18 protein-coding genes are annotated in these 13,864 nt (G+C 65.1%); 9 read left to right on the top strand and 9 right to left on the bottom strand.

Translation table 11 applies throughout. From position 1 onward, the window contains the following. Window positions 1-70: 70 nt before the first annotated feature. The gene (locus AC0L23_RS14360) at window positions 71-313 is read left to right on the top strand and encodes a PilZ domain-containing protein (RefSeq protein WP_085384306.1); all 243 of its coding nucleotides are present in this window, start codon (window positions 71-73) and stop codon (window positions 311-313) included. A 46-nt stretch (window positions 314-359) separates the two neighbouring features. On the opposite strand, the gene AC0L23_RS14355 is transcribed toward AC0L23_RS14360, so the two are convergent. Further along, window positions 360-2,375 carry a pyrroloquinoline quinone-dependent dehydrogenase gene (locus AC0L23_RS14355; RefSeq protein WP_473357082.1) on the bottom strand — a complete coding sequence of 672 codons (2,016 nt, stop codon included), beginning with the start codon at window positions 2,373-2,375 and terminating at the stop codon, window positions 360-362. Between the two features lie 33 nt (window positions 2,376-2,408). After that, window positions 2,409-2,642, bottom strand: a complete 234-nt coding sequence (locus tag AC0L23_RS14350) for a hypothetical protein (RefSeq protein ID WP_018456385.1) — start codon at window positions 2,640-2,642, stop codon at window positions 2,409-2,411. Window positions 2,643-2,904: 262 nt separating this feature from the next. On the opposite strand from AC0L23_RS14350, the gene AC0L23_RS14345 reads away from it, so the two are divergent. Both AC0L23_RS14345 and AC0L23_RS14340 read left to right on the top strand, forming a co-directional pair. Next, window positions 2,905-3,309: a hypothetical protein gene (locus AC0L23_RS14345; protein WP_085349384.1), complete on the top strand. Its 405-nt coding sequence runs from the start codon at window positions 2,905-2,907 to the stop codon at window positions 3,307-3,309. A gap of 110 nt (window positions 3,310-3,419) precedes the next feature. Further along, the gene (locus AC0L23_RS14340) at window positions 3,420-3,749 is read left to right on the top strand and encodes a hypothetical protein (RefSeq protein ID WP_473357049.1); all 330 of its coding nucleotides are present in this window, start codon (window positions 3,420-3,422) and stop codon (window positions 3,747-3,749) included. A 57-nt stretch (window positions 3,750-3,806) separates the two neighbouring features. On the opposite strand, the gene AC0L23_RS14335 is transcribed toward AC0L23_RS14340, so the two are convergent. Both AC0L23_RS14335 and AC0L23_RS14330 read right to left on the bottom strand, forming a co-directional pair. After that, window positions 3,807-4,274 (bottom strand): DUF6691 family protein, encoded by a 468-nt coding sequence (locus AC0L23_RS14335; RefSeq protein ID WP_473357048.1) that lies wholly within the window; start codon window positions 4,272-4,274, stop codon window positions 3,807-3,809. Window positions 4,275-4,279: 5 nt separating this feature from the next. Next, window positions 4,280-4,708 carry a YeeE/YedE family protein gene (locus AC0L23_RS14330; RefSeq protein ID WP_473357047.1) on the bottom strand — a complete coding sequence of 143 codons (429 nt, stop codon included), beginning with the start codon at window positions 4,706-4,708 and terminating at the stop codon, window positions 4,280-4,282. A 169-nt stretch (window positions 4,709-4,877) separates the two neighbouring features. Between AC0L23_RS14330 and AC0L23_RS14325 the strand changes: the two genes are divergently transcribed. Beyond that, a complete protein-coding gene (locus AC0L23_RS14325) occupies window positions 4,878-6,041 on the top strand; it encodes a GNAT family N-acetyltransferase (RefSeq protein ID WP_247409387.1) in 1,164 nt (387 codons plus the stop codon). 8 nt (window positions 6,042-6,049) lie between these two features. On the opposite strand, the gene AC0L23_RS14320 is transcribed toward AC0L23_RS14325, so the two are convergent. After that, window positions 6,050-6,715: a DsbA family oxidoreductase gene (locus tag AC0L23_RS14320; RefSeq protein ID WP_085349430.1), complete on the bottom strand. Its 666-nt coding sequence runs from the start codon at window positions 6,713-6,715 to the stop codon at window positions 6,050-6,052. Window positions 6,716-6,883: 168 nt separating this feature from the next. On the opposite strand from AC0L23_RS14320, the gene AC0L23_RS14315 reads away from it, so the two are divergent. Continuing rightward, window positions 6,884-7,684, top strand: a complete 801-nt coding sequence (locus AC0L23_RS14315; protein WP_473357046.1) for a thioesterase family protein — start codon at window positions 6,884-6,886, stop codon at window positions 7,682-7,684. On the opposite strand, the gene AC0L23_RS14310 is transcribed toward AC0L23_RS14315, so the two are convergent. Beyond that, window positions 7,672-8,493 (bottom strand): helix-turn-helix domain-containing protein, encoded by an 822-nt coding sequence (locus AC0L23_RS14310; protein ID WP_247456831.1) that lies wholly within the window; start codon window positions 8,491-8,493, stop codon window positions 7,672-7,674. The genes AC0L23_RS14315 and AC0L23_RS14310 overlap by 13 nt on opposite strands. 40 nt (window positions 8,494-8,533) lie before the next feature. Continuing rightward, on the bottom strand, window positions 8,534-9,355 hold the full coding sequence (locus AC0L23_RS14305) for a helix-turn-helix domain-containing protein (RefSeq protein WP_204511671.1): 822 nt from the start codon (window positions 9,353-9,355) through the stop codon (window positions 8,534-8,536). Window positions 9,356-9,456: 101 nt separating this feature from the next. Between AC0L23_RS14305 and AC0L23_RS14300 the strand changes: the two genes are divergently transcribed. Further along, on the top strand, window positions 9,457-9,687 hold the full coding sequence (locus AC0L23_RS14300; protein ID WP_026233166.1) for a hypothetical protein: 231 nt from the start codon (window positions 9,457-9,459) through the stop codon (window positions 9,685-9,687). A 38-nt stretch (window positions 9,688-9,725) separates the two neighbouring features. Continuing rightward, window positions 9,726-10,124 (top strand): hypothetical protein, encoded by a 399-nt coding sequence (locus AC0L23_RS14295; protein WP_018456396.1) that lies wholly within the window; start codon window positions 9,726-9,728, stop codon window positions 10,122-10,124. 140 nt (window positions 10,125-10,264) lie between these two features. Here the strand turns inward: AC0L23_RS14295 and AC0L23_RS14290 are convergent, their stop codons facing one another. Next, a complete protein-coding gene (locus tag AC0L23_RS14290; RefSeq protein WP_473357045.1) occupies window positions 10,265-10,825 on the bottom strand; it encodes an SET domain-containing protein in 561 nt (186 codons plus the stop codon). 165 nt (window positions 10,826-10,990) lie between these two features. On the opposite strand from AC0L23_RS14290, the gene AC0L23_RS14285 reads away from it, so the two are divergent. Continuing rightward, entirely contained in the window at window positions 10,991-11,611 is a 621-nt protein-coding gene (locus AC0L23_RS14285) for a hypothetical protein (RefSeq protein ID WP_473357081.1), read from the top strand. Between the two features lie 18 nt (window positions 11,612-11,629). Here the strand turns inward: AC0L23_RS14285 and AC0L23_RS14280 are convergent, their stop codons facing one another. Next, a complete protein-coding gene (locus tag AC0L23_RS14280; protein WP_473357044.1) occupies window positions 11,630-12,355 on the bottom strand; it encodes a TetR/AcrR family transcriptional regulator in 726 nt (241 codons plus the stop codon). Between the two features lie 107 nt (window positions 12,356-12,462). On the opposite strand from AC0L23_RS14280, the gene AC0L23_RS14275 reads away from it, so the two are divergent. Then, window positions 12,463-13,860: a carotenoid oxygenase family protein gene (locus AC0L23_RS14275; protein ID WP_473357043.1), complete on the top strand. Its 1,398-nt coding sequence runs from the start codon at window positions 12,463-12,465 to the stop codon at window positions 13,858-13,860. Window positions 13,861-13,864: the final 4 nt, after the last annotated feature.

Genomic DNA, 13,864 nt, shown 5'->3' with positions numbered 1-13,864 from the left:
GCCAGTATTGAGTTTAGTTCAACGTAATTTCTATGCACTACTTCACAAAGATCATTATGGATTAACGCGGATGATCGAGAAGCGTGCTGCGCAGCGTCACCGTGTTTTCAAGGGTGGAAAGATCACCTTTGAAAACAGCGGCATCACGTGCACGGTGCGAAACATGTCGGCGGACGGCGCCGCAATCGACCTCGATGCCCTCGTCACATTGCCGCAATCGTTCACGCTCGCGATCGCGCGCGACAATTTCGTGCGCAAATGCCGCCCTGTCTGGCGTAGCGACAGGCGCATCGGCCTCGCTTTCGTACAGTAGTGCATACGATGTGAACGATCATTCGCATCGCGCGCGCGATGCTGCGTCATGTTCGCGCGATGCGACGTCGGCGACGCCAGCGCAGGCTTGCAACCACGAGCGCGACGATCGCGAGCGCGATCGCCGAGGATGCAGCAAAAAATCGTCCGCCGGGGCGATCGATGGTACGCGACCACAGCGACGGCCCCTCGCCCGGCCTTGCCAGGCGAAACGCAACGACGCTGTCGCCGATCGAGGTGCCTGCCTCGGAATGGCCGCCGGCGCCGATCGCGACATACTGCTCGCCCTTCCAGAGATAGGTCATGGGATTGGCGACGCCGGGCACGGGCAGCCGACCCTGCCACAGCTCCCTGCCGCTGCGCGCATCGAAGGCGCGCAAATAGGCGTCCATCGCTCCGGTGAAGACGAGCCCCCCTGCCGTGACCGCGAGCCCGTTGACGAGCGGCGCACCCCACGGCAGCGGCACGCCGAGCGGGGCGAGATCCTCGGTGGTGCCGACCGTCGAACGCCAGAGGATCTTGCCGGCCTTCAGATCGACCGCGACCATCTCGCCCCAGGGCGGCTTGTTGCAAAGAAGCCCGAGCGGCGACATTGCCACCGCACGCGACATCGCAAACGGCGCACCCGTCTGCTGGCCGAAATCATGACCGGGCGGAGGATCGAACCCGGCCGCCTCCGCCCGCGGAATCAGCTTGATGAGATGAACGGCCCGGCTGGTGTTGGCATAAAGGACCTGGTTGACGGGGTCGAAGGCCGCACTTCCCCAGTTGACGCCGCCGCCGGTGAACGGAAACTCCAGCGTGCCTTGGGTTGAGGGGGGCGTGTACAGGCCCTCGTTGCGTGCCTCCGCAAACTGCTTCTCGCATGCTGAGCGGCGCAGGCCCGGAACGAGCGAGAGCGCATCCTCAGCCGAGATTTTTTGCGACATCAGCTGTGGCACATGCGTCGGGAATGGCTGCGTGGGCGACAGCCGTTCACCTTCCGCGGCCCCCTGCGGGACGCTGCGCTCCTCGACCGGCCATACCGGCTTGCCGGTGTCGCGATCGAGCACGAAGACAAAGCCCTGCTTGGTCGGCTGGATCACGACATCGCGCTGACCATCGCCGGTGTCGATGCGCGTGAGCGTCGGTTGCGCCGGCAGATCGTAATCCCAGACGTCGTGATGCACGGTTTGGAATGCCCATACGAGCTCGCCCGTCTCGATGCGCAGCGCGACCACCGAATTGGCATGTTCGTTGTTGCCCGGCCGCTTGCCGCCCCAGAAATCCGGCGACGGCGAGGACGTCGGCAGGAATACCAGTCCGCGCACCGCGTCGACCGACATCGGCGCCCAGACATTGGCGTGACCGGCTTCGATGCCGTCGCGCTTGAGCGGCTCGAACGTCCAGCGCGGCTGACCGCTACGCGCATCGAACGCACGCACCACACCGCTCGGCGCGTCGACGCGGCGGTTGTCGCCAATCGCGGAGCCGACCACGACGACCCCGCGGCCGACCGCCGGCGGCGAGGTGATCTGGAATTCGCCCGGCCATTCCAGCTTCATGCCAATGTCGGGCCTGACCTCACCGCCCTCGCCGAAGCCGGCACAGGGGATTCCCGTCTTCGCATCGAGCGCGATCAGGCGAACATCGTTGGTGCCCATGAAGATGCGCGATCGACATGCGGCATCTACAGGCGCCTCATCGTCGATCCAGTAAGTGACGCCGCGGCAGACGTAGCGGTTGGCGGGACGCTGGTTCATCGCGATCCTGGGATCGTAGCGCCATTTCTGCGCGCCCGTACCGGGATCGAGCGCGATCACCTCGTTGAAAGGCGAGCAGAAGACCAGGCTGTCCTCGACGAACAGCGGCGTCGCCTGGAATTTGGTTCGCCGCATCACCCCGGGCGGCCGCGCCGCGAGATCGCCCGTGTGGAATTCGAAGGCCCGAACCAGGTTGCCGACATTGTCGGGCGTGATCTCTCGCAATGGCGAGAAGCGCGAGCCACCGGGATCGCCACCCCAGCTCTCCCAGGCGATGCCTGGCCGCGACGAAAACAAGAGGAGCGTGATGAGAGCGGCCAAATAGCAGGAGCGGGTCGCCAAGGCCCGCCTCACCTATTTCGGCTTCTTGCCAGGTTCAGGCGGACGCGCCCCGCTCCACGGATCGTACTTCTCCTTGGACTCGGGAATGCGCTCGAGTGCGGCCTTGTAGGCCTTCTCGTCTACCTTGGGCTTGTTGTCCGCCTTCTGGCCGCCCTCGTTAGGCTGACGCCTGCCACCGCCCATCTGCGCCTGCGCGGAGGCAACCGCCAGCGCAAGCACGGCGGCCGCTATGACCAAAATCCTCATGGGCGCAATCCCCCTCGTCTGGGGTACAAACTAGCCGGCAATTATGGAATAGCCAATGCCGCGGGCTCCAGGGCTTCAGGAAATCTTGGCTTCAGGAAATCTTGGCTTCAGGAAATCTTGGCTTCAGGAAATCTTGGCTCCAAGAATCCTGGCTCCAAGAATCCTGGCTCCAAGGAATTCTGGCTTCAGCAAATTTTGATCGGCCGGGTCTTCGTCGGATCGCATTCGTGCCTATGTTTTGGCCCGCAGGGGACCTTCACGGATGTTACGGATTATTGCTCATGCCGCGCTGCTGGGCAGCGCGCTCGCGCTCGGGGCCTGCGGGTTTGCCGACAGCCGCGCACCGGTGCCCGAGTTCATGCGCATGAAGGAGGCCGAGCAGCCGCCGCCCGAATCGCCCCCCGACGTCAAACGCGTCGTGCGCGAGCAGATCGAAGTCGTCTTCCTCAGCACGTCCTATCCGCGTGAGGTGCATGTCGCCACACCCCATCGTGAGGTACGAGGACCGGGCTGGACAGCTTGCGTCCGCGCGCAGCTCACCTCGGCGACCGGATCGCCGCTCGGGCCACAGACCTACATCGTGACCATATCAGGCGGAAAGGTGGTCGATCGCCGCCGCGCCGAAGCGGACGACATCTGCGGATCGGAAAGCTACGAGCCGATCTAGGAAACGGATCAAGCCGACGTCCGATCCGGTTCCGGGAAAAACCTGTAATTTTGCCGGAACGATCATGGCCTCCCCTTCTTGTTACCGCCGAGGGCAGTTTCGAGGAGGACATGATGAGGACATTCACGATTGCGTTGCTGGCTGGCGTCGGAGCCTTGGCAGCGGTGAGCGGCGCGAAGGCCGCCGACGTCTATACGACCAGCGAATACGCCAGCCCCGATCTCGTCCAGCAAGTGCGGCTGGTCTGCGACGATTCCGGCAATTGCTATCGCACCCGCGGCGGTTCGCGTGTGATCGTGCGCGACTCCTACGCGACGATGCCGCGTGACCGCTACTATGAGCGCCGCACCTATCGCGACTGGGACGATGGTCCGCGCGGCGGCGTCGGCATCCGCGCACCCGGCGTCAGTGTTGGCGTTGGTGTCGGCGATCGCTGGTAGTCGATGAAGCCATGAAATGCAGGACCGGACGAGATAACTCGCCCGGTCCTGTCCATGTCAGATCTCGAGCGGTTTTCCCGGCGTGACAATACGCGTTGCCGACGGGAGCTGCGCGATGAAGCGGGCGAGCACCATGCCGGCACACATCGCGACGACGAAGATGAAGGCGGAGGCCGAGCCAAATCCGAGCGCGGTCAATGCCGGGCCTGGACAAAAGCCTGCGAGGCCCCAGCCGATACCGAAGATGGCGGGACCGGCGATAATTCTCGGATCGATATCGTTTCGCGTTGGGACATAGAAGCGGTCGGCGAAGACAGGCCTTGCGAGTTTCAAGACGCGGCTGAAGCCAATGAAGGTCACCGCGACCGCGCCAGCCATCACCAAGGCCAGGCTCGCGTCCCACGTTCCTGCCGGGATGCCGCCAATGTCCAGGAAATTCAGGACCTTTGCCGGGTTCGACATGCCTGAGACGATGAGACCAAGGCCAAAGACCACACCGATCGCGAACTGAATGAGGATCGTCATCGCGGTCAGCTCCAGTGCCGCATCACGAAGACGGTCGCCATGCCCGCCGCCATGAACGTCATGGTCGCGACTAGCGATCGCACCGACAACCGCGACAAGCCACAGACGCCGTGGCCAGAGGTGCAGCCGCTGCCCCACACGCCGCCGAAGCCGGTGAGCAATCCCGCGACGATCAGAAGCGGCGTTCCGGCGCCGATCGTTTGCGCCGGCACGCCTCCCGTGACAAGGCGCACCAGAACGGGCGCGACGATAAGGCCCGCGACGAAGGCGAGCCGGCCGGCGAATTGCCGATCCTCGTAAGGCGGAAACAGCCGCGCCGCGATACCGCTGACCCCGGCGATCCGTCCCGTCGTCCACATCAGCAGCACGGCGGACAGGCCGATCAACGCGCCGCCAAGGAGCGACGCAATCGGCGTAAAAGGTGTGGCGACCATGATGATCCTCCGGCTCGAGAGCAATTCTGGCGTCCATCGGCGCATCCGGCCGGCTCGCGGCCGGATGCTCAACGCGACGTTAATATTACCACTCGAATTGAGACGGTGTCCCAACTGTATTTTCCAATCTTTGCGCTAAGCATGGCCTCCTGAACGGGGACGACGGGACGTGGTCGATATCGCGCACCAGGCTGCGATCAATCCGGCATCGGCAAAGCATGCCGCGACGGCGCGCGCGCGCGTCCCGCTCACGGCGATTGAACCCGGCCAGTGGCGCACACTCGCGCAGCGCGCGATCGAGCCGAACGGATATTACCTGCCGGGCTGGGAGCTCGCTGTCAGTGCAACCGCGCGCGGCCGCACCGATGCCTCGGCGCTTTCCGCATACGATGGATCGCGGCTGATCGGGCTGATGCCGGTGATCTCGCTCTGGCGGGCATGGAAGATCCCCCTGCCCGCGCTGGTGAGCGCGCATCCCTATGGTACGCTGTGCAGCCCGCTGATCGACCGCGATGCCCCGATCGAGGCAGCGGCGCGCCTGTTGCAGCAGGCCCGCGCAACCGGGGCGCATGCGCTCGTGCTGAACGATGTCGCGCTCGATGGGGCGGCAATGACCGCCCTCAGCCAGGTTCTGAATCGCGACGGCCTGAAGCCGCGCCTCCTCAACTCCTACATCCGCGCCAGCCTCGACGCGACCCAGGACGGTGAGACGCTGCTACGCGACGCGCTCGGCACCAAAAAGCTCAAGGAGCTACGCCGCCAACGGCATCGCCTCGAAGAACACGGCGCAATCGTGTTCGACGTCGCGCGCAGCCCCGACGAGATCGGGCCGGCGCTCGAGACATTTTTGCAGCTCGAAGCCAGCGGCTGGAAGGGGAAGCGCGGAACCGCGCTGGTCCAGCATGCCGGCGATGCAACCTTCATCCGCCGCGCCGTTTCCGCGCTGGCAGAAACCGGGCAATGCGAGATCGTCACCCTTCGCGCCGGCGCGACGCCGGTGGCCGCCGGCATCGTGCTGCGCCACCAGGATCGCGCTTTCTTCTTCAAGCTCGGCATCGACGAGCGCTTTGCAAGATATTCGCCGGGCGTGCAGCTCACGCTCGAGCTCACCCGCCGCCTCTGCGCCGATCCAGCCATCGCCAGCGCGGATTCCACGGCGAGCGCCGATCACCCCATGATCAATCCGATCTGGCGCGGGCGCTTCGCCGTCGGCGACGTGCTGATACCGTTGCGGCGGAACGACCCCATCGTGGCGCTGGTTCACGGAGCGCTCGCGGCGCACGGCATCGCCTACGCGGCGGCGCGTCGCGCAGTTCGCCTGCTTCGTAAATAGGATGGCTCCTACTCCGCCGCCTGGGCGTTGATCTCCGCCGAGACCTCGCGGATGGCGCGCGCGAGCATGTTGGGATCCTGCGCGCCGGAGACGGCGTATTTTTGCGCGAACACGTAGGTCGGCACGCCGGAGATGCCTTTCTCGGCGGCTTCCTGCGCGTCCGCCGATACGCGCGCGACGTCCTCGTCGGTGGCGAGGCGCCGGCGCACGTCGTCGGCATCGAGGCCGACATCGGCAGCCGCCTGCACAAGCACGTTCAAATCGGTGAGGTCGCCGCCGTCGCGGAAGTAGAGCTCCATCAGGCGCTGCTTCATCTCGGGCGCCTTGCCGATCGCCTCGGCCCAGAGGATCAGGCGGTGGCAGTCGGTGGTGTTGGGCTGACGCGCGACAAGCTCGGGCCGATAGACGAGCCCCTCTTCGCCCGCGGCCGCAACGACGCGTCCCGCAATGCCCTTGTAGGCCTCGACCGAGCCGAACTTCTTGGTGAGATACTCCTCCCGGCTGATGCCCTCGGACGGCACCCAGGGATTGAGGAAGAAGGGACGGAAATTGAGCTTGACCGGAACATCGGGCACCAGCGCCAGCGCACTCTCGATCCGGTGCTTGCCGATATAGCACCAGGGGCATACCACGTCGGAAACGACGTCGATCTGAAGAGGTTTCAACGTGCTCATGTCGGACGTCTCCTTCGGACGGTACGGGGGCGTCGGAAGATAAACCGAACCGGAGGCGGCGCAAGGCACCGGTCCTGCATGACTCACGACTTCACCTCTGCGGTTATTGTGACAGGCCTCACCCGACCCGATACTCGCGGCCACGATCAAGCACGAGGGGAAACCGCGATGACCGCTATTTTCAAGCCGGAAGGCCAGCAGTTCCGGGCTATGGAGCATGCCGGCGGCCCGTGGTCGCCTGACATGTTGCAGGGAAGCGCCACCACCGCCCTGATGACCCGCGACATCGACCGTCTCGCCACCGAATCCGGCTTTGCGGTGCGGCGCCTGACCTTCGACCTGTGGCGACCGGCGGGCCTGCGCGTCTTCCAGACCACCACCGAATTGTTGCGCGACGGCCGCAAGGCCAAGACCGCCCAGGTGCGGCTGATGGACGGAGAGACCGAGATCGGCCGTTGCACGGCGCTCTTGACGGCGCCGAGCGGAGAATCGCCCGTCGATCCCTTCGCCAGGCCCGCGACTATCGACAAGACGCCTGAGACAGGCGCAGCACCGGCGGCCTTCGCGCAGAAATGGAGCCGGTATTTCCAGAACGTGTCGGTGCGGCTGATCGAGGGCGCGCTGGAGAAGCCCGGCCCGGCCGCCGCCTGGATGCGACTTGATGCACCCCTGGTCGAGGGCGAACCGAACACACCACTGCTCCAAGCGGTGCAGGCCGCGGACTTTTCGAGCGGCGTTGCGCAGATCGTCGACATGCGCAACTGGACCTTTATCAATCCCGAGATCAGCCTCTACTTCTTCCGACCGCCGGAGAGCGAATGGATCCTGATCCGCGCCGCCACGCGCGTCGGCACCAACGGCGCGGGCCTGACCATGGCGACACTGAGCGATCTCAAAGGTCCGTTTGCGGAGGTGATGCAAGCCATGAGCTTTGAGCGCCGCGACGCCGAGCGAGCTCAGGCCTCCTGAGCCGCAAGCGCGATCAGAGTGGCCTCGGACACGGCATCCGCCGGCATGAACATTTCAACGCGAAGCTCCTGAAGCGTCACGTCTTGCGGGGTCCCGAGCGTCAGCACCGCACCGATCAGACCGATGCGGGCGTCGCCCTTTCGTAAGCGCACTTCGCAGAGCGGCCCCGGCGCGACGTTGTCCTCGATCCTGAGTGCGGGAAGCTCCGGCAGCCGCGTCAATTCGCGCCACGTCGATTGCAGGACCTCGTCGAGCGGTGCAGCCATCGCTTCGTGCCGCGCACGCGACAACAACGCGGTCGCGACGATGGGCCAATTCTCGACGAACGGCTTGAGCTCGTCCGGCGCGAGGAACATGCGCATGTGATTGAGCGGCCGCTGCATGCGTTCTTGCCCAAGCAGCATCGTCATCAGCCGCGACGCGGCGCAGTTGGCCTCCATCACGTTCCAGCGCCGATCGGTCACGATCGCGGGAAACGGTTCGTGCCGCCGGAGCAGAAGATCGATCGCGCGCCGCGCGTCGGCAAGCTCCGGCGCTGAAAGATCGCGCTCGCCGTATAGTCGCGCGAAACCCCCGGCCTCCAGCAGCGCATTGCGATCACGCAGCGACAAACCGAGGGCGGTCGCGAGCTGCAGGAGGATCTCCCGGCTTGCCGCCGACTTGCCGGTCTCGACATAGCTCAGATGCTTGATCGAAATGCCGGCCTCGAACGCCAGCTCCGCCTGGCTCAATGCACGGCGCATGCGCCAGCGGCGCAAAAGGTCGCCGACCGGATTGGCCGACCGTAATGGCCGGGACGAGCGTGTCATCCGGGGATTATGCGAGCGCCACCGGCTCCTGTAAACGGCACTACTGCAAGCCAGCCGCCATCTGCTTCAGCCGCTCGGCAGTGCGCTCGTCGGCCGGGAAGAAGGTTTCCAGAGCCAGCTCCGACAGCGTGATGTCGACGGGCGTACCGAATACCATGGTGGTGGAGAAGAAACTTAGTATCTCCCCCTCGTGGCGCAGCTTGAAGGGGATCGCGACATTGTCGCTCGACAGCGGCGCCGCGCGCGCCGGGATCGGATAACTCTTCAAGTCGTTATACAGCTTGATCAGCTCGGGATCGGCCGTGGCCTCGCATTGCCGGTGCAGCCGCTCCAGGAGATGTCCGCACCATTCCGCGAGATTGACCGTGCGCGGCGCCAGCGCCTCGGGATGGAAGGCAAGCCTCAGCACGTTGAAGGGCTGACCGAGCAGCCGCTGCGGGATGCCGGCGAGCAGCGGCGCCAGCATGCGGTTGGCGGAGACCAGATTCCAGTGCCGGTCATAGGCCAGCGCCGGATTCGGCTCATGCGCCCTGAGGACGAGGTCGATCGCCTGGCGGGCTGATTTCAAGGCGGGATCCTCCAGCGTGCGTTGCGGAAAGGCCGGGGCATAGCCGGCGGCGACCAGCAGCACGTTGCGTTCGCGCAGTGGCACGTCGAGACGTTCGGCGAGTCTGAGCACCATGTCGCGCGAGGGCGCGGCGCGGCCGGTCTCGACGAAGCTCAAATGCCGCGCCGAGATTTCGGCCTCACCGGCGAGATCGAGCTGGCTCATGCGGCGGCGCTGCCGCCATTCGCGCAAATGGTCGCCGATATGGACCGGCTGGCTGCGTTCGGCCTGTGCGGTGGATGCATGTGCGTTCATGGTCGAAAACCTAGCACGCAGATTTCGGCCCTTCCATTACGTCGGAGGTAATCGAATTGGGGCTCGGGCCGGCGCATCTTGGGTCGTAACAGGAGACGACCATGATCGCATTGCTGCTCTACCGGACCGTCACAGACCAGCTAGTTCCCTGGGCCATGGCGCTCGCAACCCGGATGCTGGCGCGCAGCCTCAACATGCCGGAGCCGCTGGTGCATTCGACCGGCGACTACGTCGTCGCGCAGGTCACGGCCTTCGAGCACAGCGTCGGCAGGAGCCTCTGCCCGTTCCGCCTCGCCCGCCTGCTCCGCGCCTGGTGGCGTGGATTGCACTGAGTTTCACCTCGAGCCCACCCCAACCATGGAGACCCACGATGATCGACGCATCCACCTTCCTTCGCCGCGCGCTTCTTGCCGACGCGATCTTCAGCGGCGTGGCCGCTCTCGGTTTCACGTTCGGCGCCAGCGCGTTCGCCTCGCTGTTCAACCTACCCGAAGCGCTGCTGCGCGAGACCGGCCTGTTCCTGATCGCCTACACGGCGCTGGTCGGCTGGCTCGCCTCACGCGCCTCCGTGGCAAAGCCGCTCGTGCTGCTGGTCGTGGTCGGCAACGCGGCCTGGACCGTCGGCAGCATTGCGCTGCTGCTCTCGGGCGCGGTGTCGCCGAACCTTGCCGGCGAGCTCATGGTCGTGGCGCAGGCGATCGCGACCGGCGTGTTTGCCGAACTGCAATATGTGGGATTGCGCAGGAGCGGGAGTGTGCTGGCTGCCTGAGGCCACATCACTCGCTGTCGTTGCCCGGCTGGACCGGGCGACCCAGTATTCCAGAGGTAGTCGTCGCATACGGAGCTGCGGCGTACTGAATGCCCCGCTTTCGCGGGGCATGACAGTTATGCCAGAAGCTCGAACTCAGGCTAGGCCCGCGCGCGGCCCTTCGCCTTGCCGACGGCATGACCATTAAGCTTCTTCTTTTTGGCGGACTTCACGCTCGCCTTCTCGGCTTTGCGCTCCGCGCGCGCCTTCACCTTGGCGCGTTCGGCCCGCGCCTCGGCGCGCAGCTTCTTGCGCTTCTTCTCGCAAGATTCGCACTTGCAGCCGATCGGCTTCAGGTAGGCTTTGAAATAATCGGTGCCGTAGTCGTAATTGATCTCGTCGCCCGGCTCGATGTTCCTGATGGCGCGGATGAAAACCTTGCGCTCGCGCGGCCGCACGTCGGATTCGGCGTTGGGCCGGCACGAATGGTTGATATAGCGCGCGAGGTTCTTGCGCACCGAGCCGTCGATGGTCCAGCGGCCGTTGAGCTCGAACAGGTATTTGTTCTCGATGTCGTCGTGCTCGGGAATCCGGGAGTCCAGGATCGGTCCGTAATAACGGATGATCCGGGTGCCCTTCTTGATCGGCTTGGTGGCGAAGAGGCCGAGCCCGGTCTTCGAGCGGCCGACGCGATAAGGTTTGTTCGACGAGGTGGCTGGCATGATCACGAAAAACGAGGACGCGAACGAGGCTGAAAGAGCCCAAGCGAAGCCGCTCTTCTAGAACGATTCCGCGCCGCTGTCAGGTGTCTGTTGACCCCGTTTGAACCTTGCCCACAATCAAGACGTCTGATGGTACGGAGTTCCCACTCGATCAAAGGCGTCGTCATGTTCCGCATCACCACCGCAGGCTTGGCCATATTGCCCTTGGCCATGTTGCTGATGTGCAATGGTCTCGACCGCGCCGACGCCCGATCCGTGGGCAGCCAATATACCTCGACGGTCCCGAAGGATTGCCGCCAGATCGGAAAGCCCAGCGAGCTCGACGGCAGCACCACGCGGGTCTGCAAGGGCAAGGATGGCCTCGTGGTCCTGATCGCCGAAGACGATCTTCGCGAAATCGTCTCCGTCGGCCGCAATCGCGAGGCCGCGGCCGAGGAACCGGCGGCTAAAGTCTGGTTCGCTCCGTTCAACTCGTCCGAAACCACCGTCGAATGGCGCACCGCTGGGGCCAAGCCGTTTGCGATGATCCAGCGCTGGCACATCGCCGATGGCACCGATCCCGACAAGCAGGGGCGGCCGAACACCAAGGCCATGCTCATCGTGACCCGGCTGCCACCCGGCCCCGTCTGCCACGTCGCCTATGTCGACGCGATCGCCAACCCGAACGCCAATGAGCTCGCGCGCAAGGCCGCGGACGAGTTCGCCCGCAGCTTTACCTGCGGCAAGGACGAGGTGAAGATCATAGGCGCACGCGGCCGCGCGGTCGAGCTCGCGACGATGCGCTAGGCGCTCGCCGGCAATCGATCAGGGGCCCGGCGGCTTCCCCGTCACGGGCGACATCAGCATGGCCTCGAGCAGGCGTTCGGGAGTCGTGCCCTCGGGCAGACGCCCCAGAATATCCTCCAGCCGTCCATCGAGCAGCAGCATCGTAAAACCGTGCACCATCGACCAGGCGCGCGCGATCGCAGCGCCCTGATTGAGCGTCAGCGCGTCGCCGCGGATCTGCTCCTGCCGCATCATGCCGACGGCATTGGCGAGCCCGGCAAAGGACGCCTCGGCGGCCTCGTGCAGCGACGGCCTGGAATAGTCGAGGCGCTCGGTGCGGAACATGATGCCGTACATGCCGGGATGAGCCTGGGCATAGGCAACATAGGCTTTCGGCCGCGCCAGCGCGTGCTCGAGCGGGGTGGTGGCGGTGTCAGAGGACGACGCCATCGCCGCATTGAACTGGCGGAAGCCGACGGCCGCGAGCTCACTGAGAAGCCCGGTGAGGTCGCCGAAATGATGGGTGGGCGCGGCGTGCGAGACGCCCGCCTCGCGCGCCACCGCGCGCAATGTCAGGCCGGCGAGCCCGTCACGCTCCAGCACCCGTTCGGCGGCCTGGAGCAGCGCCTCGCGCAGCGCGCCGTGGTGATAGGGCGCCTCGGACTTGACGCTCGCCGTTCGTCGCGCGGGACGCGCCGGCGCGCTCGCCTTCTTTGAAGTACGCGCACCGCGCGCGGTTTCTGTCCTGATCTCACTCTTGCCCATGGGCCAGCTATAGGATGCAATATTGACAGTGTAAAGATTTCACTTGACCAGAACCCCTCGTACGGCTATTTGATCTTTACGATGTAAAGATAAGGAAGGGATACGCCGTGCAGCAGGACGCCGTTGCCGAACGCCGCCACAACCTCGGTCCGATTCCGTTCGAGGCCGACGCGCCCTTCCTGAAAATCATCGGTGAATTGCCGCGCGAACTGAACGGCACGCTCTATCGCAACGGCCCCAATCCGCAGTTCGACTCGCCCGGCGCGCACTGGTTCGTCGGCGACGGCATGCTGCACGCCTTTCACCTCGAGAACGGCCGCGCCAGCCATCGCAATCGCTGGGTCCGTACGCCGAAATGGCTGGCCGAGCACGATGCCGGCCGCGCGTTGTTCGGGGGCTTCGGCCGCAAGCTGCCGGATGCGCCGCAAGACCTCACCGACGGCGGCGTCGCCAACACCAACATCATCTTCCATGCCGGCAAGCTGCTTGCGCTGGAAGAAGCCCATCTGCCGACTGAGATCGATCCGGGCACGCTCGCAACCCGCGGCTATCACAATTATCAGGGCCGTGTCGCCGGCAGCTTCACCGCGCACCCGAAGATCGATCCCGTCACCGGCGAGCTGGTGTTCTTCGGCTACAACGCCGCGGGTCCGCTGACGCCTGCCCTCTCCTACGGCTCGATCGACGCGTCCGGCAAGGCGACGCGCTTCGAACGTTTCGAGGCGCCCTATCCCAGCATGGTGCACGACTTCATCGTCACCGAGAACCACGTGCTGTTTCCGATCCTGCCCGTCACCGGCAGCATGGAGCGCGCGATCAGCGGGCGGCCGCCCTATGCCTGGGAGCCGGACAAGGGCGCCTATGTCGGCGTGATCAAGCGCAAGGGCAGCGCGAAGGACATCGTCTGGTTTCGTGCTGAAGCCTGCTACGTCTTCCACGTCATGAATGCTTGGGAGGACGGTGACCGCATCATCGCGGACGTCATGCAGTTCGAGGAAGCACCACTATTTACGCATCCCGACGGCAAGCCCACCAATCCCGAGAAATCCTTCGCTCGCCACTGCCGCTGGACCTTCGATCTTGCCGGGAAGACCGACCGCTTCCAGCAGACCTATCTCGACGATCTCACCGGCGAATTCCCGCGCATCGACGACCGCCGCGCCGGATTGAAGAGCCGTCACGGCTGGTACGCCTGCGCCAATCCGAAGCTGCCGATGTTCGGCGCGCTGTCCGGCGTCGTCCATGTTGATGGCAATGGAACGCGCCTCGGCCATTATCTGCTGCCGGCCGGCGACACCATCTCCGAGCCGGTCTTCGTCGAGCGGTCGAAAGATGCGGCGGAAGGCGACGGCTGGCTGCTGGCGGTGGTCTGGCGCGCGCGGGAAAACCGCAGCGACCTCGCCGTGTTCAATGCCAAGGATGTCGAGGCCGGCCCCGTCGCGCTGGTGCAGCTCGGCCATCGCGTGCCCGACGGTTTTCACGGCAATTGGGTCGGCGCGCGGTAGCTCT

It is taken from the genome of Bradyrhizobium sp. MI1.4 (assembly GCF_055811315.1).
The sequence above is the reverse complement of the archived record's forward strand: the minus strand, read 5'-3'. Positions and strand labels throughout refer to the sequence as shown.